The organism is Variovorax sp. DAIF25, assembly GCF_050711835.1.
Classification (GTDB): Bacteria; Pseudomonadota; Gammaproteobacteria; order Burkholderiales; family Burkholderiaceae_C; genus Variovorax.
The window spans coordinates 2,347,903-2,360,023 of record NZ_CP136636.1 but is presented as its reverse complement, the minus strand read 5'-3'; the positions used below and the strand labels follow the sequence as shown (position 1 = coordinate 2,360,023).

At 69.0% G+C, this 12,121-nt stretch carries 14 protein-coding genes; all 14 read left to right on the top strand.

The window, feature by feature from the left end; genetic code table 11:
• Positions 1–39: 39 nt before the first annotated feature.
• The 14 genes from R0232_RS10775 to mnhG all read left to right on the top strand — a co-directional run bounded on the left by R0232_RS10775 (position 40) and on the right by mnhG (position 12,116).
• Positions 40–357 (top strand): integration host factor subunit beta, encoded by a 318-nt coding sequence (locus tag R0232_RS10775; protein ID WP_057589604.1) that lies wholly within the window; start codon positions 40–42, stop codon positions 355–357.
• An 84-nt stretch (positions 358–441) separates the two neighbouring features.
• Positions 442–783, top strand: a complete 342-nt coding sequence (locus R0232_RS10770; protein ID WP_093343411.1) for a LapA family protein — start codon at positions 442–444, stop codon at positions 781–783.
• Positions 773–1,951: a lipopolysaccharide assembly protein LapB gene (lapB, locus tag R0232_RS10765; RefSeq protein WP_431512095.1), complete on the top strand. Its 1,179-nt coding sequence runs from the start codon at positions 773–775 to the stop codon at positions 1,949–1,951. The genes R0232_RS10770 and lapB overlap by 11 nt, the downstream gene beginning before the upstream one ends.
• Before the next feature lie 146 nt (positions 1,952–2,097).
• On the top strand, positions 2,098–2,427 hold the full coding sequence (locus R0232_RS10760; RefSeq protein WP_431512094.1) for a ComEA family DNA-binding protein: 330 nt from the start codon (positions 2,098–2,100) through the stop codon (positions 2,425–2,427).
• 177 nt (positions 2,428–2,604) lie between these two features.
• Complete coding sequence (locus R0232_RS10755; protein ID WP_208510328.1) at positions 2,605–3,573, top strand: TRAP transporter substrate-binding protein; 969 nt, start codon at positions 2,605–2,607, stop codon at positions 3,571–3,573.
• Positions 3,574–3,576: 3 nt separating this feature from the next.
• Entirely contained in the window at positions 3,577–4,110 is a 534-nt protein-coding gene (locus R0232_RS10750; protein WP_203205069.1) for a TRAP transporter small permease, read from the top strand.
• Positions 4,111–4,146: 36 nt separating this feature from the next.
• Positions 4,147–5,460, top strand: coding sequence for a TRAP transporter large permease (locus R0232_RS10745; protein ID WP_203205068.1), 1,314 nt, complete (start codon positions 4,147–4,149; stop codon positions 5,458–5,460).
• Between the two features lie 24 nt (positions 5,461–5,484).
• Positions 5,485–5,862: a fluoride efflux transporter CrcB gene (crcB, locus tag R0232_RS10740; RefSeq protein WP_431512093.1), complete on the top strand. Its 378-nt coding sequence runs from the start codon at positions 5,485–5,487 to the stop codon at positions 5,860–5,862.
• 79 nt (positions 5,863–5,941) lie between these two features.
• Positions 5,942–8,902 carry a monovalent cation/H+ antiporter subunit A gene (locus tag R0232_RS10735; protein ID WP_398498778.1) on the top strand — a complete coding sequence of 987 codons (2,961 nt, stop codon included), beginning with the start codon at positions 5,942–5,944 and terminating at the stop codon, positions 8,900–8,902.
• The gene (locus R0232_RS10730; RefSeq protein ID WP_057589595.1) at positions 8,902–9,264 is read left to right on the top strand and encodes a Na+/H+ antiporter subunit C; all 363 of its coding nucleotides are present in this window, start codon (positions 8,902–8,904) and stop codon (positions 9,262–9,264) included. The genes R0232_RS10735 and R0232_RS10730 overlap by 1 nt, the downstream gene beginning before the upstream one ends.
• The gene (locus R0232_RS10725; RefSeq protein ID WP_431512092.1) at positions 9,261–10,973 is read left to right on the top strand and encodes a monovalent cation/H+ antiporter subunit D; all 1,713 of its coding nucleotides are present in this window, start codon (positions 9,261–9,263) and stop codon (positions 10,971–10,973) included. The genes R0232_RS10730 and R0232_RS10725 overlap by 4 nt, the downstream gene beginning before the upstream one ends.
• Positions 10,970–11,461, top strand: coding sequence for a Na+/H+ antiporter subunit E (locus R0232_RS10720; protein ID WP_431512091.1), 492 nt, complete (start codon positions 10,970–10,972; stop codon positions 11,459–11,461). Before R0232_RS10725 ends, R0232_RS10720 begins: the two co-directional genes overlap by 4 nt.
• Positions 11,458–11,736, top strand: a complete 279-nt coding sequence (locus tag R0232_RS10715; RefSeq protein ID WP_057589592.1) for a K+/H+ antiporter subunit F — start codon at positions 11,458–11,460, stop codon at positions 11,734–11,736. The genes R0232_RS10720 and R0232_RS10715 overlap by 4 nt, the downstream gene beginning before the upstream one ends.
• Positions 11,733–12,116: a monovalent cation/H(+) antiporter subunit G gene (mnhG, locus tag R0232_RS10710; RefSeq protein ID WP_431512090.1), complete on the top strand. Its 384-nt coding sequence runs from the start codon at positions 11,733–11,735 to the stop codon at positions 12,114–12,116. The genes R0232_RS10715 and mnhG overlap by 4 nt, the downstream gene beginning before the upstream one ends.
• Positions 12,117–12,121 lie beyond the last annotated feature (5 nt).

Here is a 12,121-nt window from a genome sequence, read left to right as displayed (position 1 = left end):
CTCTGTCTTTTTTTTCGCCCCTGCTTTTTGCTTTGACCTATGACCCGCTCTGACCTCGTCGAAGAACTCGCAGCGCGCTTTGCGCAACTCACCCACCGGGATGCCGAATACGCCGTCAAGACCATCCTCGACGCGATGAGCGATGCCCTGGTGCGCGGGCACCGGATCGAGATCCGCGGCTTCGGCAGCTTCTCGGTCAACCGGCGTCCGCCGCGCATCGGCCGCAACCCGCGCTCGGGCGAGAGCGTGCAGATTCCCGAGAAGCGCGTGCCGCACTTCAAGCCCGGCAAGGCCTTGCGCGAGGCGGTCGACGCCCGCAGCGCCGAACTCGGCATCAAGACGACGCCGAAGGCCTGAGTCCAGCCGCCAACGGCCCCTCCATCGGCGCGGACCGTCCGGCGCAGGTGCAACCGTAGAATCGTCCCGCCAACGGGACCGCGCATGAAATACCTCCTGTGGCTGCTCAAGGCAGCCATTTTTTTTACGCTCTTCGCCTTCGCGCTGAACAACCAGCACGACGCGACCGTCTATTTCTTCTTCGGCACCTACTGGCGCGCGCCGCTGGTGCTGGTCGTGCTGGCCGCCTTCGCGGGCGGCCTCGTGGTGGGCGCGCTCGGCATGCTGCCGGGCTGGTGGAAGCACCGCAGCGCCGCCGCGCAACTGCCGGCCACGACCGCGGGCAGCGCCGCCGCCTCCTCCGCCCCGGCCGCCGCGCCGGCGGCAGCCCCGGCACCGACCATCGCCGCCACCGACCTTCCCGCCGTACGCCAACATGGACTTTGATCCCAGCTGGTTGCTGATCAGCCTGCCCGTCGCCTTCGTCCTGGGCTGGCTGGCCTCCCGCTTCGACATCCGCCAGCTCAAGCTCGAGAACCGCCAGGCCCCCAAGGCCTACTTCCGCGGCCTCAACTTCCTGCTCAACGAGCAGCAGGACCAGGCCATCGACGCCTTCATCGAGGCGGTGCAGAACGACCCCGACACGCAGGAGCTGCACTTCGCGCTCGGCAACCTGTTCCGCCGCCGCGGCGAATACCAGCGCGCGGTGCGCGTGCACGAGCACCTGCTCGGCCGCGGCGACCTGAGCCGCAGCGACCGCGAGCGCGCCCAGCATGCGCTGGCGCAGGACTTCCTGCGCGCCGGCCTGCTCGACCGCGCCGAAGCCGCGCTGCAGAAGCTCGAGGGCACGCGCTACGAGAACGAGGCGCGGCTCGCGCTGCTGGCCATCTACGAACGCTCGCGCGAATGGAGCCAGGCCGCCGACGTGGCGCGCAAGCTCGACGAGTCCGACCAGGCCAGCTACGGCACGCGCCGCGCGCACCACCTGTGCGAGCAGGCCGCCGAACAGGTCGGCATGGGCGACCTCACGGCCGCGCGCCGGCTGCTCGAGCAGGCCGTGGCCCAGGCACCGCAGGCGCCGCGCCCCGCCATCGACACCGCGACCCTGCAGCTGCGCAGCGGCGAAGCCGGCGCGGCCTTCGACACCCTGGTGGCGCTGAGCGACACCGCGCCGCTCGCGCTGCCGCTGTACGCCGCCGCGCTGCAGCAGGCGGCCGTGGCCGCGCACCGCGAGCCCGAAGCGCTCGCGCTGCTGCAACGGCGCTATGCCGAATCGCCGTCGATCGACGTGCTCGAGGCACTGATCGCGCTCGGCGGCGCGCCCGCCGGCACCACGCCCGAGGCCGAGGGCGAAGCACCCGTGCCGCGCGACGGCTACATCGCGCACCTCGCGCACCAGCCCTCGCTGGTCGCGGCCTCGCGCTGGCTCGCAGGCGAACGCTTCGAGCACGAGCAGTTCCATCCGCAGGTGCAGCGCGCGCTCGACCAGGCCACGCGGCCGCTGATGCGCTACCGCTGCGCGGCCTGCGGCTTCGAGGCGCACCAGTACTTCTGGCACTGCCCCGGCTGCCAGGCCTGGGACAGCTATCCGCCGCGCCGCGTCGAAGAGCTCTGATCGGCCTCGGAGGCGAGACCTTCGATCACCTTGCTGAACAATGGTGGCCGCTGGCGCGCGGCCGTCAACGCCCTGTTCCGAGCCCTCGTTGAGCCGAAGCCGACGTCTTGTCGGCGCATCAAAAGCATCAACGAGGGAGTTCAAACATGTTCAAGAAAATCGTGGCCACGGCCGCCCTGCTGTTCGCTGCCGCATCGTTCGCGGCGGTCGATGTCAACAAGGGCAGCGAAGCCGATCTCGATGGCCTCAAGGGCGTGGGGCCCGCGCTCTCCAAGCGCATCCTCGACGCGCGCAAGCAGGGCGAGTTCAAGGACTGGGCCGATCTCATGCAGCGCGTGAAGGGCGTGAAGGAGAAGGCCGCGGCCAAGCTCTCGGCCGAAGGCCTCACGGTCAACGGCAAGGCCTACGCGGCTGGCGACGCACCGGCCGCCGCGCCAAAGGCCGGCAAGCCCGCGAAGGTCGCGGCCAAGGAATGACGGGGCCCTAGCCCCGCGAACGAGCCGCCCTTCGGGGCGGCTTTTTCATGCGCGTCAACCCATGCCGGCACGGTGCCGCCAGCGCGCAACAAGCAGGGAAAGGCCTCAGCAAGTGGCCCGGAATTTGCACGTATGCTTTTTCTTTCGTTTTGCTTTCACTACATCCGGAGCGCGCACATGAATCACAAGTTCGGCCTGGCCCTCGCAGGCCTCACTCTCGGCGCCGCGGCCTTCGCGCAAACCAAGTGGGACCTGCCCACCGCCTACCCGGCCACGAACTACCACACCGAGAACATCACGCAGTTCGCGAAGGACGTGGACGCGGCCACCGGCGGCAAGCTCAAGGTCACGGTGCATGCGAACGCCTCGCTGTTCAAGGCGCCCGAGATCAAGCGCGCGGTGCAAAGCGGCCAGGCCCAGGCCGGCGAGATCCTCCTGGCCAACTTCGCCAACGAGAACCCGATCTATGCGCTCGACGGCGTGCCCTTCCTCGCCACCACCTACCCCGAAGCGAAGAAGCTCTACGAAGCCTCCAAGCCCGCGATGGAGAAGCTGCTGGCCGCACAGGGCATCAAGGTGCTGTTCGTGGTGCCATGGGCGCCGCAGGGCATCTACTCGAAGAAGGAAGTGAGCTCGGTGGCCGACCTGCGCGGCATCAAGTGGCGCGCCTACAGCCCCGCCACCGCCAAGATCGCCGAGCTGATCGGCGCCCAGCCGGTGCAGATCCAGCAGGCCGAGCTCAGCGCGGCCATGGCCACCGGCGTGATCGAAAGCTACATGAGCTCGGGCTCGACCGGCTACGACACCAAGACCTTCGAGCACATCAAGAACTTCTACGACACGCAGGCCTGGATCCCGAAGAACGCGATCCTCGTCAACGCCAAGGCCTTCGACGCGCTCGACGCCACCACCAAGGCCGCCGTCACCAAGGCCGCGGCCGATGCCGAAACGCGCGGCTGGAAAGTCGCGCAGGAGAAGAACGAGGAATACAAGCGCCTGCTCGCCGAACGCGGCATGAAGATCCACAAGCCCTCGGCCAAGCTCGATGCCGACATGCGCCAGGTCGGCGGGATCATGCAGGCCGACTGGCTCAAGGCTGCGGGCCCCGATGGCCAGGCCATCGTCGACGCGTACAAGAAAAAGTAGCCCGTGCGCAAATTCCTCGACCGCCTCTACGACGGCGCCGGCGCGCTCGGCGCGTTCTGCGTGTTCCTGATCTTCGTGCTGATGATCCTGGCCGGCGTGGGCCGGCAGATGAACTGGCACGTGAGCGGGCTCAACGACGTGGTGGCGTGGCTGTGCGCGGCCGCGGCCTTCTTCGCGATGGCCCATGCGTTCCGCCATGGCGACTTCGTGCGCGTCACGCTGCTGCTCGAGGCCGTGCCGCCGAAGACGCGGCGCGTGCTCGACGTCACCTGCCTGCTGATCGCGGCGGTCTCGGTGTCCTACCTCACCTACTGGGCCACCAGCTTCACCTGGGAGAGCTACGAGTTCGCCGAGATGGCCACGGGCCTGGTCGTGATCCCGATCTGGATTCCGCAATCGACCTTCGTGATCGGCTGCTGGCTGCTGCTGATCGCGATGATCGACGAGCTCGTGGGCGTGCTGCGCGGCGAGAAGCCCAGCTACCAGCGCGCCATAGAAGAACGCCACGCCGCGGGCGATTTCTCCTCCGACGTCTGAGTCTTCGAACACCCACAACAACACCCAAGACACCCGATGTTCGAAAACCTCTGGATGGGCGCCCTGCTGCTCGGGATCATGCTGCTGCTGCTCGCGGGCGGCGTCTGGATCGCGATGACGCTGGCCATCGTCGGTTGGGTCGGCCAGGCCTTCTTCACCAACACGCTGCCGGGCAAGAACCTGTTCTCGGCATTCTGGGAAAGCAATGCGAGCTGGGAGCTCGCGGCGCTGCCGCTGTTCATCTGGATGGGCGAGATCCTGTTTCGAACCAAGCTCAGCGAGGAGATGTTCGAGGGCCTGCGCCCCTGGCTCAATCGCGTGCCGGGCCGGCTGATGCACACCACCATCCTCGGCTGCGGCGTGTTCGGCTCGGTCTCGGGCTCCTCGGCCGCGACCTGCGCCACCATCGCCAAGGTCGCGCTGCCCGAACTCAAGCGCCGCGGCTACAACGAGAAGCTCGCGATCGGCTCGCTCGCCACCGCGGGCACCCTGGGCATCCTGATCCCGCCCTCGATCACGATGGTGGTCTATGCCGTGGCGGCCGATGCTTCCATCATCCGCATCTTCCTGGCCGGCTTCCTGCCCGGGTTCCTGCTGATGCTGCTGTTCTCGGGCTACATCGGTTGGTGGAGCCTGCGCAATCCCGACAAGGTGCCGCCGGCCGATCCGCCGACCACCTTCATGGAGAAAATCCGCCTCTCGGGCAACCTGATCCCCTGCGCGCTGCTGATCGTGTTCATCGTCTGGGTGCTGGTGGCAGGCTGGGCCACGGCCACCGAATGCGCGGCCTTCGGCGTGCTCGGTTCGCTCGCGATCGCGGCCTGGGGCCGCAGCCTGACCTGGAAGAACTTCAAGGACGGACTCATGGGTGCCACGCGCACCAGCTGCATGATCATGTTCATCCTCGCGGGTGCGGCCTTCCTCACGAAGACCATGGCCTTCACGGGCATCCCGCGCGAACTGGCCGAATGGGTCGACAGCATGCACCTGTCGCCCTACGCGCTGATCGGGGCCCTCGTCGTGGTCTACCTGGTGCTGGGCACGGCGCTCGACGGCATCTCGATGATCGTGCTGACCAGCGCGGTGGTGCTGCCGATGATCCAGAAGGCCGGCTTCGACCTCGTGTGGTTCGGCATCTTCATCGTGCTGCTGGTCGAGATCGCCGAGGTCACGCCGCCGGTGGGCTTCAACCTCTTCGTGCTGCAAAACATGACGGGCAAGGACAGCAACGTGATCGCCAAGGCGGCGATCCCCTTCTTCTTCTGCCTCGTGCTGTGCATCGCGCTGATCACCTTGTTCCCGAGCATCGTCACCATCCTGCCCGACGTGGTCATGGGCAAGGAGCGGTAGCAGGGCCTGCGGATAATCGCCGCCATGCTGCTGAACGTCGTCGTCATCTGCCTCGCCGCCTGCGTCGGCGCCCTCATGCGCTGGGGCTTCGCCCTGTGGCTCAACCCCGGCGGCATCCTGCCCTGGGGCACGCTGGCGGTGAACCTGATCGGCGGCTACCTGATCGGCGTGGCCATCGGCGTGTTCAGCGGCCTGCCGGACATCAACCCGGCCTGGCGCCTGATGGTGATCACCGGCTTCCTCGGCACCCTCACCACCTTCTCGAGCTTCTCGGCCGAAGTGGTGGGCATGCTGACCGCCGGCCGCGTCGGGCTCGCCATGGGCACCATCGCCCTGCACCTGGGCGGCTCGCTGTGCATGACCTGGCTCGGACTGCGTACCGTGCAGGCCTTCTCGGCCTGATCGCCGGCCCAAAAACTGCCTTATGTCCTGCGGTTATAGATAGGGGCCGCCATAGAGGCGGCCGATAGAATCGACCGCAATGCCCCTCGTCCTGCTCGTCGCACTCCCGTTCCTTGCCAGCGTGCTGGCGGCCTTGATGCCGTCGAACGCGCGCAACCGGGAGTCCACGCTCGCGGGGCTGGTCGCGCTGGGCTGCGCGGTGCAGACGGCCTGGCTGTTCCCCCGGCTCGCCAACGGCAACGTGCTGCGCCACGAGATCGAATGGCTGCCCGCGCTGGGCCTGAACCTCGTGTTCCGCATGGACGGCTTCGCCTGGCTGTTCTGCATGCTGGTGCTGGGCATCGGCACGCTGGTGGTGCTCTACGCGCGCTACTACATGTCGGCCTCCGATCCGGTGCCGCGCTTCTTCTCGTTCTTCCTCGCGTTCATGGGCGCGATGATGGGCGTGGTGCTCTCGGGCAACCTGATCCAGATGGTGCTGTTCTGGGAGCTCACCAGCCTGTTCTCTTTCCTCCTCATCGGCTACTGGCACCACCGGCGCGATGCCCGGCGCGGCGCGCGCATGGCGCTCACGGTCACCGGCGCGGGCGGGCTGTGCCTGCTGGCCGGCGTGCTGGTGCTGGGCCGCATCGTCGGCAGCTACGAGCTCGACGTGGTGCTGGCCTCGGGCGACGTGATCCGCGCCCACGCGCTCTACCCGGTGGCGCTGGTGCTGATCCTGCTGGGCGCCTTCACCAAGAGCGCGCAGTTCCCGTTCCATTTCTGGCTGCCGCGCGCCATGGCCGCGCCCACGCCGGTGTCGGCCTACCTGCACTCGGCCACCATGGTGAAGCTCGGCGTGTTCCTGATGGCGCGGCTGTGGCCCGTGCTCTCGGGCACCGAGCAGTGGTTCTGGCTGGTGGGCGGCGCGGGCGCGATCACGCTGCTGCTCGGCGGCTTCATCGCGATGTTCCAGCGCGACCTGAAGGCGCTGCTGGCCTACTCGACCATCTCGCACCTCGGCCTCATCACCCTGCTGCTGGGCCTCAACAGCCCGCTCGCGGCGGTGGCGGCGGTGTTCCACGTCATGAACCACGCGACCTTCAAGGCCTCGCTGTTCATGGCCGCCGGCATCATCGACCACGAGACCGGCACGCGCGACATCCGCAAGCTCAGCGGCCTGATGAAGCTGATGCCGATCACGGGCACGCTGGCCATCATCGCCAGCGCCTCGATGGCCGGCGTGCCGCTGCTCAACGGCTTCCTCTCGAAGGAGATGTTCTTCGCCGAGACGGTGTTCATCCAGGCCACGCCCTGGGTCGACTTCAGCCTGCCGCTGATCGCCACGCTGGCCGGCATCTTCAGCGTGGCCTATTCGGCGCGCTTCGTGTTCGACGTGTTCTTCGGCGCGCCCTGCGGCAACGAGGTGCCCAAGCCGCCGCACGAGCCGCCGCACTGGATGCGCGTGCCGGTCGAGCTGCTGGTGCTGATCTGCCTGGTGGTGGGCGTGGCGCCAGCCTGGTCGGTCGGCCCGATGCTGGCCGCCGCGGCGGCGCCCGTGGTCGGCGGCATCCTGCCCGAGTACAGCCTGGCCGTGTGGCACGGCTTCAACCTGCCGCTCCTGATGAGCTTCGTCGCCCTGGCGGGCGGCGCGGGGCTCTACCTGCTGCAGCGCCGCCAGCGCGCGGCCGGCGGCCTCGAGCACACGCCGCTGCTGCACCGCTTCGACGGCCAGGTGATCTTCGAGCACCTGATCGCGCTGCTGAGCGAGGCCGGCCGCCGCAGCCGCCGCCTGTTCGGCACGCGCCGCATGCAGACCCAGCTGCTGCTGCTCGTGGTGGTGGCCGTGGCCGGGGCCTTCGCCGCGCTCAAGCAGACGCCCGCGGCCGCCGGCACGCGCGAGCTGCTGCCCTTCTCGCCGATGTTCGCCATGACCTGGCTGATCGGCGGCGTCTGCGCACTGGCCGCCGCCTGGCAGGCCAAGTTCCACCGGCTCGCCGCATTGATGCTGGCCGCGGGCGCGGGCCTGGTCTCGTGCGTCACCTACATCTGGTTCTCGGCGCCCGACCTCGCGCTCACGCAACTGGTGGTCGAGGCCGTGACTACGGTGCTGATCCTGCTGGGCCTGCGCTGGCTGCCGATGCGCAGCAAGGACGCGGTGCAGACCGCGAGCGCGCGGCTGCGCCCCTGGGGCCGGCGCGGCCGCGACCTGCTGGTGGCCACCGTCGCGGGCTGCGGCATGGCGGCGCTGGCCTGGGCCATGATGACGCGCACCTTCCCGCAGAGCATCTCGCCCTTCTTCCTCGAGCGCGCGCTCAGCGAGGGCGGCGGCACCAACGTGGTCAACGTGATGCTGGTCGACTTCCGCGGCTTCGACACCTTCGGCGAGATCACCGTGCTCGGCGTGGTGGCGCTCACCGTCTATGCGCTGCTGCGCCGCTTCCGGCCCGCGGTCGAATCGATGGCGCTGCCGCCGCAACAGCGCGCCCAGGCCGACGACGGCAGCAGCGACCTGCTGAACCCGCGCCGCGCCAAGGACACCGCCGTGGGCTACCTGATGGTGCCCGCGGTGCTGGTGCGCCTGCTGCTGCCGCTGTCGGTGCTGGTGGCGGTCTATCTCTTCATGCGCGGCCACAACGCGCCCGGCGGCGGCTTCGTCGCGGGGCTGGTGATGTCGGTGGCGCTGGTCCTGCAGTTCATCGTCTCGGGCACCGAGTGGGTGGAAGAGCACCTGCGCATCTATCCGCGCCGCTGGATCGCCATAGGCCTGCTGTTCGCGCTCGGCACCGGCAGCGGCGCGGTCTTCTTCGGCTACCCCTTCCTGACCACGCACACCGCCCACCTGCACCTGCCGGTGCTCGGCGACATCCACGTGCCCAGCGCCCTGTTCTTCGACATCGGCGTGTTCGCGCTGGTGCTCGGTGCCACCATGCTGATCCTCACCGCGCTCGCGCACCAGTCGGTGCGCAGCCATCGCTGGGCCGACGAACAAGCAGAGAAGGAGGCGCAGGCCGAAGCAGATGCGCTGGCGGCCGGCGCCACGCCGGAGGGAGCGCGCTGATGGAGATCGTGCTCGCCCTCGCGATCGGCGTGCTGACCGGCTCGGGTGTCTACCTGCTGCTGCGTCCGCGCACCTTCCAGGTCATCATGGGCCTGACCCTGATCTCGTACGCGGTCAATCTCTTCATCTTCAGCATGGGCCGGCTCAAGGTCGACAGCGAGCCGGTGCTGATCCCCGGCTTCGCGGCCACGCTGGCCAACACGGCCGACCCGATGCCGCAGGCGCTGGTGCTCACCGCGATCGTGATCGGCTTCGCGATGACCGCGCTGTTCCTGGTGGTGCTGCTGGCCTCGCGCGGCCTGACCGGCACCGACCACGTGGACGGCGAGGAACGCCAGGAACAGGAAGAGGCGCGCGAATGACCGAGCTCTTCCGCCTGCTCGACCAGTTGCTCGAGATCAGCATGCCGCACCTGGTGGCGGTGCCGATCCTGGTGCCGATGCTCACGGCCGCGCTGATGCTGCTCCTGGGCGAGCAGCGCCGCCGCACCAAGTCCTTCCTCAGCGTGGTCTCGGGCCTGGTGGGCCTGATGGCCGCGCTCGCGCTGCTGCGCTGGGTCAACGCGGCCGACACCGGCGGCGGCCCGGGCTCGATCGGCGTCTACCTGCCCGGCAACTGGCGCGCGCCCTTCGGCATCGTGCTGGTGGCCGACCGGCTCTCGACCATGATGGTGGCGCTGACCGGCGTGATCGCCTTCGCCGCCTCGATCTACTCCACCTCGCGCTGGGACCGCGCGGGCGTGCACTTCCATCCGTTGCTGCAGCTGCAGCTCATGGGCCTGAACGGCGCCTTCCTCACCGGCGACCTGTTCAACCTGTTCGTGTTCTTCGAGGTCATGCTGGCCGCCTCCTACGGCCTGCTGCTGCACGGCTCGGGCCGGCTGCGGGTGCAGGCCGGGCTGCACTACATCGCGATCAACCTCGCCGCTTCCTCGCTGTTCCTGATCGGCGCGGCCATGCTGTACGGCGCCACCGGCACGCTCAACATGGCCGACCTGGGGCTGCGCATCGCCCAGCTCGCGCCCGGCGACCGCGGCCTGGTGCACGCGGCCGCTGCCATCCTGTTCACCGCCTTCTTCGCCAAGGCCGGGGCCTGGCCGCTCAACTTCTGGCTGGTGCCGGCCTACAGCGCGGCGGTGTCGCCGGTGGGCGCGGTGTTCGCGCTGCTCACCAAGCTCGGCGTCTACACCGTGCTGCGGCTGTGGACCGTGCTGTTCGCGCCCGACACCGGCGCCTCGGCCGAGTTCGGCCAGGTGGTGCTGATCGGCGCCGGCCTCGCCACCCTGTTCGTCGCGGCCATCGGCATCGTCGGCACGCAGCGGCTGTCGAACCTCGCGGGCTTCAGCGTGCTGATCTCGGCCGGCACGCTGCTCACCGCGGTCGGGCTGGGCCAGCCCGATGTCTGGGCCGGCGCGCTGTTCTACCTGCTGAGCTCCACGCTCGCGGTGGCCGCCTTCTTCCTCTTGATCGACATGATCGAGCGCTGGCGCAACGCCGGCATGAGCGTGGCGCCGCACGAGGCCGCGGGCAATGCGCCCTTCCTGGCCGAGGACCTGCGCGCGCTCGACGACGTGAACCTCGACGACAACGCGCAGGCGCTCTACGGCCGCGCCATCCCGGCCGGCGTGGCCTTCCTCGGCCTGAGCTTCATGATCTGCACCCTGCTGCTCACGGGCCTGCCGCCGCTGTCGGGCTTCGTCGGCAAGTTCGCGATGCTCTCGGGGCTGATGGGCAGCAGCGCCGCGCTCACCGTCGCCGACTGGACCTTCCTCGTGCTGCTGATCGCCTCGGGCTTCCTCGCGCTGATCGCGCTGACGCGCACCGGCATCCGCCATTTCTGGACCCAGCCGCATGCCAATCTGCCCTCGCTGCCCGCGCTCGAGGTGCTGCCGGTGGCCGGGCTGATCGCGGCCTGCATCGCGCTCACCGTCTGGTCCGAGCCGGTGCTGCGCCACGCGATGGCCACCGCCGAGGGCCTGCGCACGCCGAGCGCCTACCGCGCGGCGGTGATGGGCGCGCGGCAGGTGCCGAACCCGGTGCCCAAGGGCGATACGAAGGCCGGCACGCCATGAAGCGCCTGATCCCCTCCCCGCCGCTGTCGGTCGCGCTGCTCGTCGTCTGGCTGCTGCTCAACCAGTCGCTCGAGGCCAGCACCCTGGTGTCGGGCCTGCTGCTGGCCGTCGCCGTTCCGCTGCTGACCAAGGGCCTGCGGCCCGCCACCGTGCGCATGCGCCGGCCCGGCGTGGCGCTGCGGCTGGCCGGCGTCGTGCTCTACGACATGTCGCTGTCGGTGTTCGCGGTGGCGCGCGCGCTGCTCAAGCGCCGCAGCGACCAGATCCATTCGAACTTCCTGCGCATACCGCTGGACTTGCGCGACCCCAACGGCCTCGCCGTGCTCGCGATGATCATGTGCCTCACGCCCGGCACCGCCTGGGGCGAGGTGGCCTTCGACCGCAGCACCCTGCTGATCCACGTCTTCGACCTCGACGACGAGGCGGCCTTCATCGCCCAGATCAAGAGCCGCTACGAACGTCCGCTGATGGAGATCTTCGAATCATGACGCCCATCCTCTTCTGGTCGCTCAAGTTCGCGCTGTTCCTGCTCGCGGTGGCGATGCTGTGCGCCGTCGCGCGCCTGCTGATCGGCCCCACCGCGCAGGACCGCGTGATGGCGCTCGACTGCCTTTACATCAACGGCATGCTGATGATGCTGGTGCTGGGCATCGTCTACGCGAGCGACGTCTACTTCGGCGCCGCGATGCTGATCGCGCTGTTCGGCTTCGTCAGTTCGACGGCGATGGCCAAATTCCTGCTGCGCGGGGAGGTGATCGAATGAGCGACTTCGTCGTGGGCCCCCTGCCGCTGTGGGCCGAGATCGCCACCGGTGTGTTCGCGGTGCTGGGCGCGGCCTTCGCGGCCATCGGCTCCTTCGGCCTGGTGCGGCTGCCGAGCTTCTTCCGCCGCATCCACGCGCCCACCCTGGGCGCCACCGGCGGCGTGTGGTCGATGATGGTCGCGACCATCGTCTACTTCTCGGTGCAGAGCCACAGCCTGTTCCTGCACGCGACCCTGATCGCGCTGTTCGTGGCGCTCACCACGCCCGTCACCACCATCTTCCTGATGCGCGCCGCGCTGTTCCGCGAACGGCAGAAGCACGGCGACGTGCCGCCGCCCGCGCCCTCGGATCAGGGGCCGATCCCGCCCTACAAGGGCTGAAGGCC